This window comes from Streptomyces sp. NPDC005438, assembly GCF_040606315.1.
Taxonomy (GTDB): domain Bacteria; phylum Actinomycetota; class Actinomycetes; order Streptomycetales; family Streptomycetaceae; genus Streptomyces.
In genome coordinates this window covers 139,301-157,622 of the sequence record NZ_JBEXEP010000006.1, presented here as the reverse complement: position 1 = coordinate 157,622, position 18,322 = coordinate 139,301, and the positions used below count along the sequence as shown (strand labels likewise).

The 18,322-nt window shown below is 73.3% G+C and carries 18 protein-coding genes; 13 read left to right on the top strand and 5 right to left on the bottom strand.

What is annotated here, in order from left to right; all coding sequences use genetic code 11:
- Nucleotides 1-82: 82 nt before the first annotated feature.
- Complete coding sequence (locus ABZT14_RS14950) at nt 83-1,975, bottom strand: serine hydrolase (protein ID WP_356301653.1); 1,893 nt, start codon at nt 1,973-1,975, stop codon at nt 83-85.
- Between the two features lie 487 nt (nt 1,976-2,462).
- Between ABZT14_RS14950 and ABZT14_RS14945 the strand changes: the two genes are divergently transcribed.
- The 3 genes from ABZT14_RS14945 (at nt 2,463) to ABZT14_RS14935 (ending at nt 5,578) form a co-directional block, all read left to right on the top strand.
- Nucleotides 2,463-3,935, top strand: coding sequence for an AlkA N-terminal domain-containing protein (locus ABZT14_RS14945; RefSeq protein ID WP_356302252.1), 1,473 nt, complete (start codon nt 2,463-2,465; stop codon nt 3,933-3,935).
- An 86-nt stretch (nt 3,936-4,021) separates the two neighbouring features.
- A complete protein-coding gene (locus tag ABZT14_RS14940; protein WP_356302249.1) occupies nt 4,022-4,513 on the top strand; it encodes a methylated-DNA--[protein]-cysteine S-methyltransferase in 492 nt (163 codons plus the stop codon).
- 669 nt (nt 4,514-5,182) lie between these two features.
- Nucleotides 5,183-5,578 (top strand): SH3 domain-containing protein, encoded by a 396-nt coding sequence (locus ABZT14_RS14935; protein ID WP_356301650.1) that lies wholly within the window; start codon nt 5,183-5,185, stop codon nt 5,576-5,578.
- A 124-nt stretch (nt 5,579-5,702) separates the two neighbouring features.
- On the opposite strand, the gene ABZT14_RS14930 is transcribed toward ABZT14_RS14935, so the two are convergent.
- Nucleotides 5,703-6,242 carry a DUF1697 domain-containing protein gene (locus ABZT14_RS14930; protein WP_356301647.1) on the bottom strand — a complete coding sequence of 180 codons (540 nt, stop codon included), beginning with the start codon at nt 6,240-6,242 and terminating at the stop codon, nt 5,703-5,705.
- Nucleotides 6,243-6,491: 249 nt separating this feature from the next.
- Here ABZT14_RS14930 and ABZT14_RS14925 point away from each other — a divergent pair, with 249 nt between their 5' ends.
- The 6 genes from ABZT14_RS14925 (at nt 6,492) to ABZT14_RS14900 (ending at nt 12,419) form a co-directional block, all read left to right on the top strand.
- Nucleotides 6,492-6,764 (top strand): hypothetical protein, encoded by a 273-nt coding sequence (locus ABZT14_RS14925; RefSeq protein WP_356301644.1) that lies wholly within the window; start codon nt 6,492-6,494, stop codon nt 6,762-6,764.
- Nucleotides 6,754-7,419: a phosphoribosyltransferase family protein gene (locus ABZT14_RS14920; protein ID WP_356301641.1), complete on the top strand. Its 666-nt coding sequence runs from the start codon at nt 6,754-6,756 to the stop codon at nt 7,417-7,419. The genes ABZT14_RS14925 and ABZT14_RS14920 overlap by 11 nt, the downstream gene beginning before the upstream one ends.
- A gap of 189 nt (nt 7,420-7,608) precedes the next feature.
- Nucleotides 7,609-9,180: an FAD-dependent oxidoreductase gene (locus ABZT14_RS14915; protein ID WP_356301638.1), complete on the top strand. Its 1,572-nt coding sequence runs from the start codon at nt 7,609-7,611 to the stop codon at nt 9,178-9,180.
- Nucleotides 9,181-9,291: 111 nt separating this feature from the next.
- Nucleotides 9,292-10,698 (top strand): LCP family protein, encoded by a 1,407-nt coding sequence (locus ABZT14_RS14910; RefSeq protein WP_356301635.1) that lies wholly within the window; start codon nt 9,292-9,294, stop codon nt 10,696-10,698.
- Nucleotides 10,699-10,857: 159 nt separating this feature from the next.
- On the top strand, nt 10,858-11,265 hold the full coding sequence (locus ABZT14_RS14905; protein ID WP_356301632.1) for a YciI family protein: 408 nt from the start codon (nt 10,858-10,860) through the stop codon (nt 11,263-11,265).
- 8 nt (nt 11,266-11,273) lie between these two features.
- A complete protein-coding gene (locus ABZT14_RS14900) occupies nt 11,274-12,419 on the top strand; it encodes a DUF6596 domain-containing protein (protein WP_356302246.1) in 1,146 nt (381 codons plus the stop codon).
- Between the two features lie 95 nt (nt 12,420-12,514).
- On the opposite strand, the gene ABZT14_RS14895 is transcribed toward ABZT14_RS14900, so the two are convergent.
- Nucleotides 12,515-13,417: a helix-turn-helix transcriptional regulator gene (locus tag ABZT14_RS14895; RefSeq protein ID WP_356301629.1), complete on the bottom strand. Its 903-nt coding sequence runs from the start codon at nt 13,415-13,417 to the stop codon at nt 12,515-12,517.
- 276 nt (nt 13,418-13,693) lie between these two features.
- On the opposite strand from ABZT14_RS14895, the gene ABZT14_RS14890 reads away from it, so the two are divergent.
- Nucleotides 13,694-14,149, top strand: coding sequence for an ATP-binding protein (locus ABZT14_RS14890; RefSeq protein ID WP_356301626.1), 456 nt, complete (start codon nt 13,694-13,696; stop codon nt 14,147-14,149).
- 94 nt (nt 14,150-14,243) lie between these two features.
- On the opposite strand, the gene ABZT14_RS14885 is transcribed toward ABZT14_RS14890, so the two are convergent.
- Nucleotides 14,244-14,468 carry a DUF2277 domain-containing protein gene (locus tag ABZT14_RS14885; protein ID WP_356301624.1) on the bottom strand — a complete coding sequence of 75 codons (225 nt, stop codon included), beginning with the start codon at nt 14,466-14,468 and terminating at the stop codon, nt 14,244-14,246.
- Between the two features lie 178 nt (nt 14,469-14,646).
- Between ABZT14_RS14885 and ABZT14_RS14880 the strand changes: the two genes are divergently transcribed.
- From ABZT14_RS14880 to ABZT14_RS14870, 3 genes are all read left to right on the top strand, one after another.
- Nucleotides 14,647-15,495, top strand: coding sequence for a 3-hydroxyacyl-CoA dehydrogenase family protein (locus ABZT14_RS14880; protein WP_356301621.1), 849 nt, complete (start codon nt 14,647-14,649; stop codon nt 15,493-15,495).
- Nucleotides 15,496-15,601: 106 nt separating this feature from the next.
- Nucleotides 15,602-16,459: a metallophosphoesterase gene (locus tag ABZT14_RS14875; protein WP_356301619.1), complete on the top strand. Its 858-nt coding sequence runs from the start codon at nt 15,602-15,604 to the stop codon at nt 16,457-16,459.
- Entirely contained in the window at nt 16,459-17,172 is a 714-nt protein-coding gene (locus ABZT14_RS14870) for a 4'-phosphopantetheinyl transferase superfamily protein (RefSeq protein ID WP_356301616.1), read from the top strand. Before ABZT14_RS14875 ends, ABZT14_RS14870 begins: the two co-directional genes overlap by 1 nt.
- Nucleotides 17,173-17,251: 79 nt before the next feature.
- On the opposite strand, the gene ligD is transcribed toward ABZT14_RS14870, so the two are convergent.
- Complete coding sequence (gene ligD / locus ABZT14_RS14865) at nt 17,252-18,259, bottom strand: non-homologous end-joining DNA ligase (RefSeq protein WP_356301613.1); 1,008 nt, start codon at nt 18,257-18,259, stop codon at nt 17,252-17,254.
- Between the last annotated feature and the right edge of the window lie 63 nt (nt 18,260-18,322).

Genomic DNA, 18,322 nt, shown 5'->3' with positions numbered 1-18,322 from the left:
ACAGAGGAGGCGACAGAGGAAAGGCCGGTGTGGTCCGGGAGCACTCCCGGACCACACCGGCCGACCCGTTCTCGGGGGTGGCTCAGTCGCGGCTGACCGACCAGCCCTGGAGCTTCACCCGGCCGGCGTCCGAGGGGCGGCGGTCGTCGAAGGCGTCCCGGGAACCGTCCCGCACCCGCAGACGGTCGGCGTACGCACCCCGGCCGACGTACTTCTCGTCGGTGGCGTACCGCAGCCGCAGGGTCACCGACTTGCCGCGCCAGGAACCGAGGTCGGCCTGGAGCTGGTGCCAGACGCGCTCGTTGAAGCCGGACACCGAACCCTCCGGGTGCGGCTGGGGCCGCTCCTCGCGCTCGGGGCCCTTGCCGTGGTGCCCCCGGCGGGTGGAGAAGGGCACCGGCTCCCACTTCTTGCCGTCGGTGGAGGCCTCCAGGTAGACGTAGTCCGCCTCCGGCTCGGTGTCCCACCACAGGGAGCAACTCAGCCGCGCCTTGGCGGACTTCAGCTCCAGGGCGGGCAGCGTCAGGGTGCCGGTGCTGGCCGTCTGCATCCCGGAGTACCAGGCGGTACGGCCGTCACCCGGCTTGACCGCCACCGCCCGGGCCAGGTGGTTGCCGGCCGCCTCCCGGGGCGCGCTGCCGGAGCGCCAGTCCCGGTAGGGGTGGACGGCGTTGGACAGCAGGATCAGGAAGGAGTCGGTGGTCGGGTCCAGCACGATGGAGGTGCCGGTGAACCCGGTGTGGCCGGCGGTGTACGGGGTGGCCATCGCGCCCATGTACCAGTGCTGGTACAGCTCGAAGCCCAGCCCGTGGTCGTCGCCGGGGAAGTCGGTGTTGAAGTTGGTGAACATCAGCTCCACCGACTCCGGCTTGAGGATCCTGGTATCGCCGTAGGCGCCCCCGTTGAGCAGGGTGCGGGCGAGCACGGCCAGGTCCCAGGCGCGGGAGAAGACCCCTGCGTGCCCGGCGACGCCACCGAAGGAGTAGGAGTTCTCGTCGTGCACCTCGCCCCAGACCAGTCCGCGGTCCATCTTGCCCCAGGGCTTGCGCTGGTCCTCGGTCGCCGCGATGCGGGGCTTCCAGCTGGCCGGCGGGTTGTAGCGGGTGCCCGACATGCCCAGCGGCTTGGTCAACCGGCTGCGCAGCAGCCGGTCCAGCGGGGTCTTGGTGACCCGCTCCAGCACCAGCTGCATGGTGATCAGGTTGAGGTCGGAGTAGACGTAGGCGGTGCCCGGCTCGTTCTCCGGCTTCTCGTCCCACAGCAGTTGGAGCTGCTTGTCGCGGTCGGACTCCTCGTAGAAGGGCAGCTCCGGCCGGAACCCCGAGGTGTGGGTGAGGAGTTGGCGGAGGGTGATCTTCTCCTTGCCGGCCTTGCCGAACTCCGGCAGGTAGGTCGCGACCGGCTTCTCCAGCTCCAGCGCTCCCCGCTCGATCTGCTGCACGGTCAGGATCGAGGTGAACAGCTTGCTGAGCGAGGCGAGGTCGAAGACCGTGTCCATGGTCATCGGACGCTGCTGGTCGGCGGGGAACTCCACCCCCTCGTCCTTCTTCTCGTCGTACGCCCGGTAGCGCACCGCCTTGCCGAAGGCCTCCTCCAGGGCGACCGTTCCCCCGCGCCCGGCCAGCACCACCGCGCCGGGGTAGTACGGGTACTTCGGCGACGGGCCGGTGAAGGTGTGGGCCTCCTTGACCAGGGCACGCAGGTGCTTCTCCAGCAGCCCGGCACGCTGGGGGGAGCCCCGGCGCAGGGTGGTGTGCCGACGTGAGGTGAAGGTGAGGGGCGAGCTGCCCTCGCTCGGAGAGGGGCTCGCGGGGGTGGCGTGGGCGCCGGCGGAAACCAGGGTCAGGGCTCCGCCCAGTGCCAGGGCTGCCGCGCCCACCTGGCGACGGCTGGGGCCCTGGCCTGCCGGGCGGTCACTTCCGGCGTCGTTCACTGCGCACCCCCGTGTGGATCTGTGTCTCGCTGCGTCGCTCATGAGTTTGAGAGACTCGGCCGCCCGCCTCTCGGTGTCAAGCCCGATGGCGGTGTGTACACCCGCCGTGACCTGCCCGCACTCCCGCTTCGGACGGTCGCGGCGAGGGTGGGGCGAGGGGCCGGGCCTGCGATGTTGCCCGGCGTGAAGGACGCCAACGCCGCTGGTACGAGGGGTGGTTCGGGATAACCGAACGGCGGTCGGCCAGCGCGTCGCGGCCCTCCCCGGCGAGAGCGGTACGGGTGGGCGTCCGGGTCGGCGTGACCTCGCAAGGCAAAACGGTCATGAGGTATCTCACCCCCTCGAAAGGGTCGGCGAGGGTCGAGGGGCGGGGGCGTGGATGTCGGGGGAGCCGCGCAGGTCCCGGGGGGGCAGGGGGCCACTGTCGGCATCCGGGCACCCCACCCACGGTGACGGCCGAAACCCGCCAGATAAGGAGCCGCCGACCGGCCAGGATGGAGGGGTGGACGACGAGACCCGGTACCAGGCCATGCGGAGCAGGGACGCCCGCTTCGACGGGAGGTTCTACGTCGGGGTGACCAGCACCGGCATCTACTGCCGGCCCAGCTGCCCCGCGATGACCCCCCGACGGGAGAACGTGCGGTTCTACCCCTCCGCGGCGGCGGCTCAGACCTCCGGGTTCCGGGCCTGCAAGCGCTGCCGCCCGGACGCCACCCCCGGCTCGCCCGAGTGGAACATCCGCGCGGACGTGGTCGGCCGGGCCGTACGGCTGATCGCCGACGGGGTGATGGACCGGGGCGGGGTCGCCACCCTCGCGGACGAACTCGGTTACAGCGCACGGCAGTTGCACCGACTGGTCACCGCCGAGATGGGCGCCGGACCGCTCGCCCTGGCGCGGGCCCAGCGGGCTCAGACCGCCCGCACCCTGATCGAGTCCACCCGGATGTCCATGACCGAGATCGGACTGGCCGCCGGCTTCTCCAGCGTCCGGCAGTTCAACGACACCATGCGGCAGGTCTTCGACCGCACCCCCTCCCACCTCCGTGAGGCGGCCCGACGGCGCCCCGAGGCCTCGGCCCCGGGGGCGATCACCCTGCGACTGCCGTACCGCCCCCCGATGGACCTGGACCGCGTCCTGGGCTTCCTGGCGCTGCGGGCGGTGCCCGGGGTGGAGGAGTACGTGGCGGGGGAGTACCGCCGGGTGCTGTCCCTCCCCCACGCCACCGGCACCGTCGCCCTCTCCGCTGACGAGGGCCGCCACCACCTGCGGTGCCGGCTCCACCTGGAGGACCTGCGGGACCTCCAGGCCGCGGTACGCCGCTGCCGGCAGTTGCTGGACCTGGACGCCGACCCCGAGGCGGTCAGCGAGGCCCTCGGGGCGTGCCCGACCATGGCGCCCCTGGTCGCGGCCTCGCCCGGTACCCGTTCCCCGGGGCACGTGGACCCGACCGAACTGGCCTTCCGCGCGCTGATCGGCCAGCAGGTCTCGGTGGCCGCCGCCCGTACCCTCGCCGGCCGGTTGGCCGCCCGCCACGGCAAGCCCCTGACCGCCCCGGACGGTGGGCTGACCCACGCCTTCCCCACGCCCCAGGCCCTGGCGGAGGTCGACCCCGGGGAGCTGCCGATGCCCCGCGCGCGGGGGCGGGCGCTGCGGGCCCTCGCGGAGTCGCTGGCCTCCGGCCGGCTGGACCTGGGGCCCGGGGCGGACCGCGAGGAGGCCGAGGCCCGGTTGCTGGAGCTGCCCGGGATCGGCCCCTGGACCGCCTCGTACGTCAGGATGCGCGCCCTGGGGGACCCTGACGTGTTCCTGCCCACCGACCTGGGGGTGCGGCACGCCCTGGAGGGGCTGGGCCACCCCGGCACCCCGGCCGAGGCCCGCCGGATGTCCGCGCGCTGGCGCCCCTGGCGCTCCTACGCCCTGCACCACCTGTGGGCGACCCTCGCCCCGGCCGGCCCCCAGGCCGCCCGGTCCGCCCCCTCCACCACCGAGGACACGAAGTGAACCAGCCCGCCCTGCCCCTGACCTTCCCCGCCGCCCCCGAGGCGGAGCCCGCCGTCGACCTCGGCGAGGCGCGTACCGGTGCCCCGGTGCGCTACACCCGGGTGTCCTCCCCGTTGGACGCCCTGCTGCTGACCAGCGACGGCGAGGCGCTGACCGGCCTCTACATGACCGAACACCGCTACGGGCCGGCTCTCGGCCCGGACTGGGTGGCCGACGACTCGCTGCCCCTCTTCCAGCGCGCCCGCGACCAGTTGGAGGAGTACTTCGCCGGGCGGCTGCGGCGCTTCGACCTGCCGCTGGCACCCCGGGGCACCGCATTCCAGCGGTCGGTCTGGCGGGCGCTCACCACCATCCCGTACGGCGCGACCACCACCTACGGGGCTCTCGCGGCGCGACTGGGCCGCCCCTCCGCCTCGCGGGCCGTGGGCATGGCCAACGGGCGCAACCCGATCAGTGTGGTCGTCCCCTGTCACCGGGTGGTGGGCTCCAACGGGGCGCTGACCGGCTTCGGCGGCGGGCTGCCGCGCAAGGCCCGGCTGCTGGGGCTGGAAAGCGAGGGGATCGCCGCTCCGAGCTGAGGTGACCGGACGTGGACTGGCGCGCCGTCAGCCCCGCCCCGTGGGGGAGCGGTTGTCCGCCGGGTGGACCCCGAGAGGACGCGCCGGCGAGTGCGGCGCCCAAGACGTCGGTGCCGCAAAGGTGTTGACGGCGCCTCGGGAGCGGGGCCTCGGCAACCTCGGGGGCGGTACGGGGGTCTGGCGCCCCGTGAGGTGCCGCTCGGGAGCGGGCGCCAAGTGGATGCCCGGGCCGGGGGCTTGGCCGTCGGGCCCGGGACGAGGGGGGAAGTTGACCGGTCAAGCTCCGCCGACCCCGGGCGCCCGGGGTCGGGAGGTCCAACAGCCGTGCTTAGGAGGGGAGTTGGGCCCCGGGGTCGGTCGGGCGGTCGGGTTGTTACCGGGTTGTCGAACGCTGTGACAGGGCTGTTTCACGACCTTTCTGACGTGGGCTTCGCTGCGCAAGGTGACCGCCGCGATCCGCCGCGCGTTCTCCCGCCGGGGTCGGGTGGAGGGGGCAACCGCCGTGCGGGTGAGGGGAGTTGGGGCGCTCGGTACGGGACGCGCCCGACGTCGGGTCATGACTGCGTGGGGGAGCCCACCGACCTAAGGTGGTCCGTGAAGTCGCCAATATCCCTTTTGTTGGGTTTGGTGTATTCGGTAACTCGCAGCCAAGGTTAAGGAGAACCCGTCATGTCTGTCGTGACCCGTCGCGTTCGTGTCGCCGTCGGTATCGGTGCCCTGTTGCTGGGCGGTTCGGTGGTCGGCGCCAGCGCCGCCCAGGCCGCGCCGGCCGCCCCGGCGAAGCCGTACGGCACCGTCACCACCCAGAACGGGACAAACGTCCGGGCGTACCCGAGCACCGACTCCTCGGTCAAGGACGTGCTGGAGTACAAGGAGCAGGTCGGCCTCGACTGCAAGGTCAACGCCCAGAACATCCAGGGCAACACCGTCTGGTACAAGCTGCGGGGCAGTGAGAGGTGGGTCAGCGCCCGCTACGTCGACAACACCGGCAGCGTGCCGCTGTGCAAGGACAAGTTCCCCTCCGCGCAGTCCCACAGTGAGGAGTCCCGCAAGGCGGACGGCTGAGTCCCCGCTCTCTCGGGGAGAGGCCACAACGGGCGCGGAACCCACCGTCGGGGTTCCGCGCCCGATGCCGTTCCCCGCCGCCCTCGGCGGCGCTCACCGTACGACCGCTCGACCCGGCCCCGGATCAGCCGGCCATCTCGCGCAGCGCGCGCACCGTCCGCAGGTTGCGGGCGGTGGATGCCACACCCAGACGCCGCTCCAGGAGGGCGTTGTCCAACCGCGAGCGGCCGGCCCCGTGCGGATAGTGCACGAACACCTCCCGCCCCCGGACCGTGCAGCGGGCCTCCTCGCCCGGGGGTACCGTCAGCGCCCGTACCCGGTCCTCCTCCGGTGCGCGCTCCAGGAACGCGACCATCAGCTTGGCCTCGTCCGGCTCCTCGGCGGCGTACGGATGGGCGGTCAGCAACTCCTCCAGCTCCCCGGCCCCGCGCAGCAGCACCCGGGTGCTCACCTGGAAGCGGTCGGCCAGCGCCCGCTCCAACTCCTCGGCGATCCGCGCCGGTTCCCGGTCGCTGTCGAAGACTGCGTTGCCGCTCTGGAGGTGGGTGCGCACCCCGGTGTAGCCCAGCTCCTCCGCGCACAGCTCGCGCAGTTCGGCCATCGGTACCCGGTTCCTGCCGCCGACGTTGACTGCCCTCAGCAGGGCGACGTGGGTCCTTGCCATCGGGGGGTCCTCCCGCGTTCCTCGGTGCCGTTCCGGCCCTGGGGTGATCGTACGGCTCCGGGCGCGGCGGCCTGGCCGGGCGGGACGGCCGTGGCGGGCGCATCATGGGAGCCGGAGGCACCGATGTCCCGTCGATCCGAGGAAGTCACCGACCAGGGGCGTGAGGAAGGTCGCCAGGGGCGGCACCTCGCGAGGGCGCCCCGTGGCGGACGCGGGTCGGGCGCGCACCGCCGTACCGGTGGTGAACCGGTGAGCGCCCGCAGCGCCCTGGGCACCCGCTGGGTGCTGTCGCTGCTGTTCGTTCCGGTGTTCGCCGTGGGGCTGGTGGTGTTCGGCCTGCTCGCCTGGCGGGCCGGCCCCGACTCCGCGCCCAGCTACGAGTCCCTGCGGGCGCTCACCCTGATCTGTGCCGGACTGGTGCTGTTCTCCGTGGTTGACCTGTGCGTGGTGGGTCGACGCCGCCGGAGGGAGCGGCGCCGCGCGGAGCGGGCGCGCGAGGAGAGGGGCGAGCATGTTCCGTGACCGGGCGGACGGCGGCCGGCAGTTGGCCCGGCTGCTGCGGGAGTCCTGGCGGGCCGGCCACCTCGCCCACCCCCTGGTGCTGGCCCTGCCCCGGGGCGGGGTGCCGGTGGCGGCCGAGGTGGCCCAGTCCCTCGCGGCACCCCTGGACGTACTGGTGGTGCGGAAGGTCGAGGTGCCCGACCACCCGGAGCTGGGGGTGGGGGCGGTCAGTGGTGACCGGCCGGCGCTGTTGGACCGGGACCTGATGGCCCGGCTGGGGCTGTCGGAGACGGACCTCGCGCAGCGGGTGGCCCTGGAGCGGGACCAGGTGCGCCGGCTGGAGGACCGGTACCGCCGGGGGCGGCCGGAACCCCGGCTGGCCGGGCACAGTGTGGTGCTGGTGGACGACGGGGTGGCCACCGGGGTCACCGCCCGGGCGGCGGCGGCCCTGGTGCGGTCGGCCCGGCCGGCCCGGGTGGTGCTGGCGGTACCGGTGGGGGCGGCGGAGGCGCTGCGGGCCCTGGGCAGGGTGGTGGACGAGGTGGTGGCCGTGCGACGGCCGGCGCACTTCTCCTCGGTGGGGGAGTGGTACCAGGACTTCCACCAGCTGGGGGACGCCGAGGTGGTGCGGCTGCTGGAGCGGACGCGTCAGCAGTTGACCCCAACTCCCCGCTGATTACGGAGAGTTGCATTTCCCCGGCGTGGATTAACACACCGTGACCGGGGCATCACTGCTACAGCGATCCCCCCACAAGCCACCGCGCGACAGCCACCCCCCACCCCGCACCGTCGCGGGCGCCCGGTGCGCCACCCCGGACCGAGGGCCCCGGCCGGCCCTCGTCTGCCGTCGAGCAGGAGGAACCCCGTGACCACCATGCCCATCGGCTACGAGTCGTACTGGATGCTCACCGCCGCCAGCAACCCCCTCACCCCGCTCCCGCCGGACTCCGAGACCGAGACCGACGTGGTGGTGATCGGCGCGGGCATCGCCGGGCTGAGCACCGCCTGGGAACTCACCCGGGCCGGCCACCGGGTGACCGTTCTGGAGTCCGACCGGGTCGCGGCCGGCGTCACCGGACACACCACCGCCAAGCTCACCGCCGTCCACTCCTACTGCTACGCCCCCCTCACCGAGACCCTCGGCGCCGAGGCCGCCCGGCTGTACGCCACCTCCCAACAGGGCGCCGTGGAGCATCTGGTCGAGGTGTCACGGCAGTTGGGGGTCGACTGCGAACTGGAACGCGTCCCCGCCTACCTCTACGTGGAGTCCGGCGACCACGAGGAACTGATGCGCGCCGAGGCGGAGGCCGCCACCACCGCCGGGCTGCCCGCGCGCTACGTGGACGCCGCCGACCGTCCCCCGTTCGCGCCCCCACTGCGCTCGGGGGTACGGGTGGAGGACCAGGCCCAGTTCCACCCCCGGCGCTTCCTCCTCGCCCTGGCCAACGACCTGCTCGACCGTGGCGGGCGGATCCACGAGCGCACCCGCGTGGTGGACTGGGAGGACGGCACCCCCTGCCGGGTGCACACCGACTCCGGGGCCACCGTGGTGGCCCGGGACGTGGTCGTCGCCACCCACTTCCCGGTCTTCGACAGCGCGCTGCTGTACACCCGGCTCACCCCCCGACGGGAACTGGTGATCGCCGCGACCCTGCCCGCCGACCAGGACCCCGGCGCCCTCTACCTCAGCCCCGAACGCGGCAGCCGCACGGTCCGCACCGCCCCCTACCCGTACGCCGAGGGGCAGCGGCTGCTGATCGTCACCGGCGAGCAGTTCACCCCCGGCACCCCCGGACAGGGCAGCGTCAACGCCCGCTACGAACGGCTGGGCGCCTGGACCTACGAACGGTTCCCCGACGCCCGCCCCATCCACCGCTGGGCGACCCAGGACAACGCCACCACCGACGGCGTGCCGTACATCGGGCCGTTCCAGCCCGGCGCCCAACACACCTACGTGGCCACCGGGTTCGGCGGCTGGGGCATGAGTTCCGGGGTGCTCGCCGGACAACTGATCGCCGCCCATGTCGCGGCCGACGGAGACGAGGACGCCCTGCCCCCGTGGGCCGGGATCTACGACCCGCGCCGGCTCCGCCCACTGAAGGACACCACCGCCATCGTCCGCAACCAGTCCGCGGTGGCCCGTACCTACGTCGCCGACCGGCTGCGGCCCGCCCACGTCGACTCGGTGGACGAGATCTCCCCCGGCACCGGCGCCATCGTCCGTCTGGAGGGCCGCCGTTGCGCGGTGCACCGGTCGGCCGAGGACAAGCTGTTCGTCGTCTCCCCCCGCTGCACCCACCTGGGCTGCCTGGTGCGGTTCAACGACGCCGAACTCGCCTGGGAGTGCCCCTGCCACGGCTCACGGTTCGCCGTCGACGGCGAGGTGCTCCAGGGGCCCGCCACCACCCCCCTGGAACGCCGGCCCGAACTGGAGTGAGCGGGGGACGGACGTGGCCCGCCCGGGTGAGCTGGCCGCGCCACCGTTGCGGGACGGGGCCGCCGGGGGAACCCCTCTGGCGCCCGTCCCCTCGCTCCGCGGAGGTGCCCGATGTCCCCCAGGCCGCGCTACCTGCCCCGACCACGGTGGTTGGCCCTGGTCCTCCCCCTCTGCGCGGTACTGCTGTGCACCGGCGCGCTGTGGCAGGCCCCCGAGCTGGTCGACCCGATGTCCCGGGTACGCGCCCTGCCCACCGGCGAGGCCGGCCGGCCACCCAAGGGCCCGGGCACGAACCTGCTGGTGGTCGGCACCGACACTCGTGAGGGGCTCAGCCGCGAGACCAAGGAGCGCCTCAAGGTGGGCGGGAAGGAATGCCACTGCACCGACGTGATGATGCTGGTCCACCTCTCGGCCGACCGGCGCCGCATGAGCGTGGTGAGCATCCCCCGCGACTCCTACGTACCCTTCGCCCGGCACCGGGACGGTGGGCCCAAGGGGCGGATGACCTCGCACTCCGGCAAGATCAACGCCGCCTACGACCACGGAGGTCCGGCCCTCACCGTGGCCACCGTGGAGAAGGCCACCCACGTGCGCGTCGACCACTACCTGGAGACCGACTTCACCCGCTTCGTGGACGCCGTGGACGACCTCGGCGGAGCCACCATGTGCACCGACAGGCCGCTCAGGGACGAGAACTCGGGCCTGGACCTGGCGACCGGCACCCACCGGCTGGACGGCCCCGGCGCCCTGTCCTGGGTACGCGCCCGTCACGTGTCCCCACCCGGTGACCTGGGCCGCGTACGCCGCCAGCAGAAGCTGGTCGTGCAGATGATGGGCACGCTGGCCCAGCGGAAGGTCTTCCAGGACCCGGCCGCCCTCGCCCGTACGGCCAAGATCGTGAGCGACCACGTCACCGTCGACAGCGAACTGGACCTGGCCGGCCTGGTGCGCCTGGGCCGCTCCCTGCGGAAACTGGACCTGGACCGCAGCGAGTTCGCCACCGTGCCCATCGCCGAGTTCGACTACCGCGCGCCCCAGTGGGGCTCCTCGCTGCTGTGGGACAAGAAGCGGGCCGCCACCCTCTTCACCGACCTGCGCAAGGACCTCCCGCTCACCGACAACCCGGTGACCCAGCCCGGCCCCGGCACCCCCGTGGAGATGGCCCCGGCCGAGGTCTCGGTACGGGTCCGCCCCGGCCCGGACGCCGGAAAGCTGGCCGACCGACTGCGCGCCGAGGGGTTCCAGGTCACCCGGGGCGCCGGCAAGGCGCCGGCCTCCCCGCCCCGGCACCCGGTGATCACCTACGCCCCCGCGTACGAGCGGCAGGCCCAGGTGCTGGCCGCCGCCCTGCCCCAGGCCCGGCTGCGGGCCGAACCCGGACACGGTCCCCGGCCCCAGGTCACGCCCGGCACGCAGCGGACCCGGGTGAGCCGCCTGGTGGTCGACCGCAGCAGTGTGGAGGGGGCCCCGATCACCGGGGATCGGCTGCGCTGTCCCCGCCACGACGACCGGGACTGACCGGACCTCCCGTACGGGCGGCCTCTGGTACGGCCGGGGCCGCCCGCGCGGGAAGGAAAGGGGAAGAAGACCGACCGAGGATGTCGAGAACCGTCGTCCGGCTCCGTCTCCCTGGTGAACGCGACCACAATGGCCGCATCGGCACAAGGGAGAACCACCATGGCCAAGTACCTGCTGCTGAAGCACTACCGAGGCGCCCCGGCCTCGGTCAACGACGTCCCCATGGACCAGTGGACGCCCGAGGAGGTCTCCGCCCACCTGGGGTACATGAACGACTTCGCGGCCCGCCTCCAGGAGAGCGGGGAGTACGTCGACAGTCAGGCCCTCGCCCCCGAGGGCACGTTCGTCCGCTACGACGGTGAGGGCCGCCCACCGGTCACCGACGGACCGTTCGCCGAGACCAAGGACCTCATCGCCGGCTGGATGGTCATCGACGTCGACAGCCACGAACGCGCGCTCGCGCTCGCCGGGGAACTGTCCGCCGCCCCCGGGGCCGGTGGCGAACCGATCCACGAGTGGCTCGAACTGCGGCCCTTCCTGACGGCCTCGCCCACCATCACGGAGTGACCCCGGCCATGGACGAGGCCCCGCTGCGCGTCCTCACGCCGCAGGTGCTGGCCCTCCTCGTCCGCCGGGGAGCCGACTTCGCGGCGGCCGAGGACGCCGTACAGGACGCCCTGGTCGAGGCGGTCCGCGTCTGGCCGACCAGCCCTCCCCGGGACCCCCGGGGCTGGCTGGTCACCGTGGCCTGGCGGCGGTTCCTGGACGGGACCCGGGCGGACACCGCCCGCCGACTACGGGAGGACCGGGTGGAGGCCGAACCCGCGCCCGGTCCCGCCCCGGCCGTGGACGACACCCTCCGGCTCTACTTCCTGTGCGCCCACCCCTCGCTGACGCCCTCGTCCGCGGTCGCGCTCACCCTGCGCGCCGTCGGCGGGCTCACCACCCGCCAGATCGCCCGCGCCTACCTGGTACCGGAGGCGACCATGGCCCAGCGCGTCAGCCGGGCCAAGCGCACCGTCTCCGGCGTACGGCTGGACCGGCCCGGGGACGTGGCCACCGTGCTGCGCGTCCTGTACCTGGTCTTCAACGAGGGCTACTCCGGCGACGTCGACCTGGCCGCCGAGGCGATCCGGCTCACCCGACAGCTCGCGGCCGGGATCGACCACCCCGAGGTGGCCGGGCTCCTCGCCCTGATGCTGCTGCATCACGCCCGCCGCCCCGCCCGCACCACCCCGGACGGGAGCCTGGTGCCGCTGGCCGAGCAGGACCGCACCCGATGGGACACCTCTCTGATCGCCGAGGGCGTGACGGTCCTCCAGGCGGCCCTCGCCCGGGACCGGCTGGGCGAGTACCAGGCCCAGGCCGCCGTCGCCGCACTGCACGCGGACGCCCGCACCGCAGGGGAGACCGACTGGACGCAGATCGTGGAGTGGTACGACGAGCTGGCGCGCCTGACCGACAGCCCGGTGGTCCGACTCAACCGCGCGGTGGCCGTCGGCGAGGCCGACGGGCCGCACGCCGGACTGGCGGCGCTCGCCGAGGTCGACGACTCCCTGCCGCGCCACCAGGCGGCGGCTGCCTACCTCCACGAGCGTGCCGGCGACCTGGCCGAGGCGGCACGGCTGTACGCGGAGGCCGCCCATCGGGCGCTCCACCTCGCCGAACGTGACCACCTGACCCGGCAGGCCGCCCGGCTCAACGCGGCCCGGCGCCGGTGACGGGCCGCCGACGAGCGCCGCGGCGGGGGAGACGGGCCGGCCCGCGCGGCGGGGGAGCGGTCACCAGGGGTGTACGGCCGTGGGGTCCGCCCGGCTCACAGCTCGGCGCGGACGCGCCGCAGCACCGCGTCGGTCTGCTCGGCCGGCCAGGCGAGGGTGGACATCCGGTCCAGCGCCTCCAGGTAGGCGGTGGTGTCCGTGCGCTCGTTGAGGTAGTGGGCGCGGCGCATCCCGTCCACGTACACCACGTCCGGCAGCTCGTGGTGGTCGAACCGGAACAGCTGGAAGGAGCCGCCCAGCCCCGGGTGCGGTCCGACGCTGAAGGGCAGGACCTGGAGGGTGAACCGGGGGTGGGCGTGCCGCTGCCGCAGCCAGTCGATCTGGGCCCGCATCACCTGGGGGCCGCCGACCGGGCGGGCCAGCGCGTGCTCCTCGACGACCACCCACAGGCGCGGTGGGGTGGGGCGGTCCAGGATCTCCTGGCGGCGCCGTCGGAACTCCAGGCGTCGCTCCAGCTCCTCCTCGTCGGCCCGGGGGAAGTGGCCGGCCAGCTGGGCGCGGGCGTACTCCTCGGTCTGGAGCAGCGCCGGCACGTGGTGCGGCTCGTAGGAGCGGATCAGCGGCGCTTCCTGCTCCAGGCTCACGCACAGGGCGTACCAGCCGGGCACCACGTCCCGGTACCGCTGCCACCAGCCGGGCTGGTGGCTGGCCCGCACCTCGGAGACGAAGGACTCGACCTCGTCCTCGGGGCGGCCGTACAGACGCAGCAGCTTCTCCACGTACAGCGGTTTGAGGCCGACCTCGGCCTTCTCCATCCGGCGGACGGTGGTGGTGTTGACGCTCAGGGCCTCGGCGGCGTCCTCGAAGGTACGACCGGCCCGCTCGCGGATGTCACGGAGTCGCAGTCCCAGGACGAGCTGACTCACGGTCGGCGCGGACCTGCCCTCACCCACCGCCTTGCCTCCCTTGAGCCGGTCTTTTGCCTGGCAGTGTGCCATGTGCGGGAGGGTTACGCTCCGCCCGGGGGCGTTTGCAAATTGCAGAACTCTACTTGCCATCTGACCGCGGCGGTGAGCATAGTGAAACGTAGCCAAGCCCATCCAGCACCGGCGAAGCCATCAGACCCGGGACAAACCCGGCGCGGTGTGCCGACCGGGGGAACCAGCGGCTGCCTGGGAATTGGCCCGTCACCCAGGACGTGGCACATCGCCAGTACGCGTCCTTCCGAGACCAGCTAGCGGAAGGCGAATCCCGTGGCTCTGACCAGACCGAGGATGACGCTTCGCCAGCGTCAGCCGTCGCTGAGCGCTGCGCGGACCGTCCCGACCCCTCAGGTGCTCGCCCGCCATGTCCAACTGCCGGCCCGCCCCTCCGCGGTGGGCCGGTCCAGAGAGTGGGCCAGCGAGCAGCTGCGGCTGTGGGGGTTCGCCGAGGACTTCGTGGACACCGTCGAACTGGTGATGTCGGAGTTCTTCACCAACGCCGTCATCCACACCGACAGCAGCTTCATCGCCTGCTCCCTGCGCAAGGCCGGGGGACGACTGCGCATCGAGGTCGTCGACGAGGGCACCGGACACAGCGAGTGCGCCGCCCGGCAGCCCAACGACGAGGACATCAACGGGCGCGGCCTGATGCTGGTCGACGCCGTCACCGACCAGTGGGGCGTCAGCACCCCCACCCAGGGCAACGGCCGAGTGGTGTGGGCCGAGCTGAGCCATCCCTCGGCCTGACGCCCTACGTGCCACCCCCACGGCGCCGCCCCGGAACCGGCCTCGGCGCCGCGTGACTCCCGAGGCTGACCCGCGCCGGCTCGGCCCCCGGGCGTCAGCCGGTCCCGGACGACCGGCCCCGTACCCGCAGCCCGCCCAGCAGCCGCCGAGTCGCCTCGGTGACCTCCGCGACCGCCTGGTCGAAGACCTCCTGGTTGTGCGCGGCCGGCCGGTGGAAGCCGGACACCTTCCGTACGTACTGCAGGGCCGCCGCCTCGATGTCGGCTTCCTCGACCTCGGGCATCGCGGGTGGGCGCAGGGTCTTGATGCTTCGGCACATGCCCCCAGTGTCCGCCCGGGACCGGCCCCGCGTCCTCCCCGGGAACCGTGGAACCGGACCACCGGAAGGTGACCGACCCGACACCCTCGTCCCGCCACGGCCGGCTAGGGTCGTCCCGCCAGGGTCCATCCACCCTGCGTACCAGGGTCGACACAGCCGTCACAGCGGGAGGCGACAGATGAGTGAGCGGGTCGGAGTCATCGGGGCGGGAACCATGGGGCTGGGCATCGCCTACGTGTTCGCCGCGTCCGGGTCCGAGGCGGTCCTGGTCGAGCCCGACCCCCAGCAGGGCGCCCGCGCGCTGGACCTCGCCCGTACCCAGGCGGCCAAGGCCGTGGACCGGGGCAAGCTGAGCCCCCAGGTGGCCGAGACCCTGCCGGACCGCATCCAACTGGTCGCCCAGGTGGGGCAGTTGCCCGAGGGCCTGGACCTGGTGGTGGAGGCGGTGCCGGAGCGGCCCGAACTCAAGGCGGCGGTGCTGGCGGAGGCGGAAGGCCGGGAGCCGGCGATGCTGGCCAGCAACACCAGCGGGCTGAGCATCGACGGCCTGGCCGGTGGGCTGCGACGCCCCGGGAGGTTCCTGGGGCTGCACTTCTTCAACCCGGTGTGGTCCATGTCGCTGCTGGAGATCGTGCGGGGCGGCGCGACCGAGGAGGCCGTGCTGGACGCGGCGCTGGCCGCCGCCGCCCGTATCGGCAAGGAGACCATCGTGGTGCGGGACGCCCCGGGCTTCGCGACCAGCCGGCTGGGCGTCGCCATCGGGCTGGAGGCCATGCGGATGTACGAGGACCAGGTGGCCTCGGCGGCCGACATCGACCGCGCCATGGAACTGGGATACCGGCACCCGATGGGGCCGCTGAAGCTGACCGACCTGGTGGGCCTGGACGTACGGCTGGACATCGCCCGCCACCTGGCCAAGACCTACGGCAGCCGGTTCGAGCCCCCACGGATCCTGGTGGAGAAGGTCGAGGCCGGGGACCTGGGCCGCAAGACCGGCCGGGGCTTCCACGACTGGAGCCAGAACTGACCGTCCCCGGGCCGGAGGCTGCCGGGAGGACCGTCGGCGGTGACCGGTAGCCTGCCAGGCGAACGGGGGCGGAGGGACCTATCGAGGGGAACGGGGGAGTGACCGTATGAGCGGTAGCCCGGGCAGGCTGCTCGCCATCAGTGACCTGCACGTCCGGCACGAGGAGAACCGTCGGATCGTGGAGGGGCTGCGGCCCACCAGCGACCAGGACTGGCTGATCGTGGCCGGGGACGTCGGGGAGTTGTACGCCGACATCGTCTGGGCCCTGCGGGTGCTCAGGGACCGTTTCGCCAAGGTCATCTGGGTGCCGGGCAACCACGAACTGTGGACGGTCGAACGCGACCCGGTGCGCCTGCGGGGGCAGGCACGGTACGAGCGTCTGGTCGAGGCCTGCCGCGAGATGGGCGTACTGACCCCCGAGGACCCGTTCCCGGTCTGGGAGGGCGAGGGCGGGCCGGTCGCGATCGCCCCGCTGTTCCTGCTGTACGACTACAGCTTCTGGCCCGAGGGCGCCGACAGCACCGAGGCCGCGCTGAAGATGGCGCACGCCGCCGGGGTGGTGTGCACCGACGAGTTCCTGCTGCACCCGGACCCGTACCCCTCCCGCCCCGACTGGTGCGCCGACCGGCTGGAGATCAGCCGCAGGCGGCTGGAGGAGCTGCCGGAGGACCTGCCGACGGTGCTGGTCAACCACTGGCCGATGGTGCGCGAACCCACCCGGGTGCTGTGGTACCCGGAGTTCGCCCTGTGGTGCGGCACCGAGGAGTCCGCGGACTGGCACACCCGCTACCGGGCCAGCGCCGTGGTCTACGGACACCTCCACATCCCCCGCACCATCCGCGTCGACGGGGTGCCGCACTACGAGGTGTCCGTGGGCTATCCCCGGGAGTGGCGCAAGCGCCAGCAGACTCCCGGGCGACTGGTGGAGATTCTGCCGGCCGCGCGGCCGGCGGGGAGGGCGTGATGATCGAGAAGCTGTTGCCGTCCCAGGTGATGGTGGAGGAGTGCCTGGGCGACCCGGACCCCCTGCCGGCGATGCACCCCGACGAGGAGCACCTGGTGGCCCGCGCGGTGGACAAACGGCGCCGGGAGTTCACCACGGTGCGCCACTGCGCCCGTACCGCCCTGGCCCGGCTCGGCCAGCCCGCGGTGCCGCTGCTCCCCGGCGAGCGCGGCGCCCCCGTCTGGCCGGACGGGGTGGTGGGCAGCATGACCCACTGCGACGGCTACCGTGCGGCGGCCGTGGCCTCCCAGACCCACGTCCGCTCGGTCGGCCTGGACGCCGAGCCCAACCAACCCCTGCCCAACGAGGGGGTGTTCGAGATGATCTCCCGCCCCGAGGAGCGGGAGTGGATACGCCGTCTGGAACGGGAACGGCCCGAGGTCTCCTGGGGCAGGCTGCTGTTCAGCGCCAAGGAGAGCGTCTACAAGACCTGGTTCCCGCTGACCCGCAAGTGGCTGGACTTCGACGAGGCCTCCCTGACCGTCGACCCCGACGCCGGTACCTTCCGCGCCGAGCTCCTCGTACCGGGACCGACCGTGGACGGCATCCGGGTCAGCGGCTTCGACGGCGCCTGGAGCGTGGGGGAGGGGCTGGTGGTCACCGCCATCACCCTGGTCGCCAAGCCGGAACTCCCCTCGCAGCGGAGCGCCTCGGCCGCCGAGAGCCACGGCTGAGGGCGCGGGGCCGGTCCACCGGGGGCCGGCCCGACAGCGGTCGGCGGAAGACGCCTCGTACAGGGCGTGGCCGCCGGCCTCAGTCCCTGGCCCGTGAGGGCTGTACCCGCTTGGGCTCGCCCGGGGCCTTGGGGTGGTCGGGCGGATAGGGCAGGTCCGCGAGCCCGTGCTCGCGCTCGTCCCGCTCGGCCAGTTCCAGCAGCGTCTCCAGCCGGTAGGCGTGCTCGTCCATGTCCCGGTGTACGTCGCCGAGCCGGGCGAACCGCTCCTTCATGGTGACCAGGTCGAAGTCCTCCGGCTCGGCGTCCGCCAGCTCCTCCCACCGCAGCGGCGCGGACACCGGGGCGTGCGGGTGGGGGCGCAGCGAGTAGGCGGCGGCGATGGTCCGGTCACGGGCCATCTGGTTGTAGTCCACGAAGATGCGCCGCCCCCGCTCCTCCTTCCACCACGAAGTGGTCACCCGGTCCGGGTCCCGTCGTTCCAGTTCCCGGGCGAGGGCGATGGTGGCCCGGCGCACCTCGGGGAAGGTCCACCGGGGGGTGAGCGGGATGTACACGTGCAGGCCACGGCCCCCGGAGGTCTTGGGCCAGCCGCGCAGCCCGTACTCCTCCAGCAGCTCGGACAGTTGGAACCCGACCCGGCGGGCGTCGGAGAAGTCGGTGCCCGGCTGGGGGTCCAGGTCCACACGCAGTTCGTCGGGGTGGTCCACCCGCCCGCGCCGTACCGGCCAGGGATGGAAGGTCAGGCACCCCAGGTTGGCGGCCCAGACCACGGCGGCCGGTTCGGTGGGGCACATCTCGTCCGCGTACCGCCCGCTGGGGAAGGAGATCCGCCCGGTCGGGATCCAGGCGGGGATGTTCTTGGGCGCCCGCTTCTGGAAGAAGGAGTCGCCGGCCGCCCCCTCCGGGTAGCGCTCCATGGTGGTGGGCCGGTCCCGCAGCGCCCGGAGGATGCCCTCGCCGACGGCGGCGTAGTAGTCGGCCACGTCCCCCTTGGTGAACCCCCGCTGGGGGTAGTACAGCTTCTCCGGGTGGGAGACGCGCACCGCGCGCCCCCCGACCGTCAACTCCCGCGCCTCTGCCGCCATCCCTCCACGCTAGGAGCCCCCGCCCCGGCCCGCCCGTCGACCGGGGCGTACGGGTGCCCCGCG

Coding starts and splice junctions, on each gene's coding strand:
- ABZT14_RS14920 (WP_356301641.1), top strand. CDS start 6,754: ATGTTCCGTGACCGGGCGGACGGCGGCCGGCAGTTGGCCCGGCTGCTG.
- ABZT14_RS14945 (WP_356302252.1), top strand. CDS start 2,463: ATGCGGAGCAGGGACGCCCGCTTCGACGGGAGGTTCTACGTCGGGGTG.
- ABZT14_RS14875 (WP_356301619.1), top strand. CDS start 15,602: ATGAGCGGTAGCCCGGGCAGGCTGCTCGCCATCAGTGACCTGCACGTC.
- ABZT14_RS14900 (WP_356302246.1), top strand. CDS start 11,274: ATGGACGAGGCCCCGCTGCGCGTCCTCACGCCGCAGGTGCTGGCCCTC.
- ligD (WP_356301613.1), bottom strand. CDS start 18,259: ATGGCGGCAGAGGCGCGGGAGTTGACGGTCGGGGGGCGCGCGGTGCGC.
- ABZT14_RS14870 (WP_356301616.1), top strand. CDS start 16,459: ATGATCGAGAAGCTGTTGCCGTCCCAGGTGATGGTGGAGGAGTGCCTG.
- ABZT14_RS14880 (WP_356301621.1), top strand. CDS start 14,647: ATGAGTGAGCGGGTCGGAGTCATCGGGGCGGGAACCATGGGGCTGGGC.
- ABZT14_RS14895 (WP_356301629.1), bottom strand. CDS start 13,417: ATGGCACACTGCCAGGCAAAAGACCGGCTCAAGGGAGGCAAGGCGGTG.
- ABZT14_RS14935 (WP_356301650.1), top strand. CDS start 5,183: ATGTCTGTCGTGACCCGTCGCGTTCGTGTCGCCGTCGGTATCGGTGCC.
- ABZT14_RS14910 (WP_356301635.1), top strand. CDS start 9,292: ATGTCCCCCAGGCCGCGCTACCTGCCCCGACCACGGTGGTTGGCCCTG.
- ABZT14_RS14950 (WP_356301653.1), bottom strand. CDS start 1,975: ATGAGCGACGCAGCGAGACACAGATCCACACGGGGGTGCGCAGTGAAC.
- ABZT14_RS14890 (WP_356301626.1), top strand. CDS start 13,694: ATGACGCTTCGCCAGCGTCAGCCGTCGCTGAGCGCTGCGCGGACCGTC.
- ABZT14_RS14905 (WP_356301632.1), top strand. CDS start 10,858: ATGGCCAAGTACCTGCTGCTGAAGCACTACCGAGGCGCCCCGGCCTCG.
- ABZT14_RS14885 (WP_356301624.1), bottom strand. CDS start 14,468: ATGTGCCGAAGCATCAAGACCCTGCGCCCACCCGCGATGCCCGAGGTC.
- ABZT14_RS14930 (WP_356301647.1), bottom strand. CDS start 6,242: ATGGCAAGGACCCACGTCGCCCTGCTGAGGGCAGTCAACGTCGGCGGC.